The sequence below is a fragment of the Fervidicoccus sp. genome, from assembly GCF_049967375.1.
GTDB classification, from domain to species: Archaea; Thermoproteota; Thermoprotei_A; order Sulfolobales; family Fervidicoccaceae; genus Fervidicoccus; species Fervidicoccus fontis.
On record NZ_JBMFSV010000044.1, the window covers coordinates 1 to 526 of the forward strand.

General features: G+C 18.1%; 1 protein-coding gene. It reads left to right on the top strand.

Annotation, left to right across the window (positions count from 1 at the left end):
• Positions 1-137: 137 nt before the first annotated feature.
• A complete protein-coding gene (locus tag ACP5SL_RS05895; protein WP_428228343.1) occupies positions 138-374 on the top strand; it encodes a hypothetical protein in 237 nt (78 codons plus the stop codon).
• The last annotated feature ends 152 nt before the right edge of the window (positions 375-526 follow it).

The window sequence follows — 526 nt, forward strand, 5'->3', positions numbered from 1 at the left end:
TTAATAAATTTAATGTTAATATTTTTCTTAATAACCAAAATTATAAGAATATTATATAAATATTTAGATAATAGATAGAAAACTTTATAATACCCTTCAAAATTAATACACTTATATTAATAAGGTGTTAATTCAAAATGAAAAATAAAAAGAACAAATTGACATACAAAAAATCAAATAAAAGAAATTCTCCATTTTTAGAGAACACTTCGAAATCAAATTCCATTAATAGAATTGTCTTGAATAATAAAAATCATTTAGATAATTCAAAAAATACAGAGAAAGAAAATTTAATAGAAAAATTTATGGAATTATATGAAATTATTTTTGATGAAAATCCCATTAAAAATTCAAAAAAATTAAAAGGAAAATAGATGAAAAAATTTAAATTTTTTATTTTAAGCTATTATAGAAAAATATTTAATAGAGTAAAAAATACTTAAATCTATAATGGATACAAAAATAAACGTTGATGGAAAAACAGCTACATTTGAATTATTAGGTAATCCTAGATGGCCACTAATGT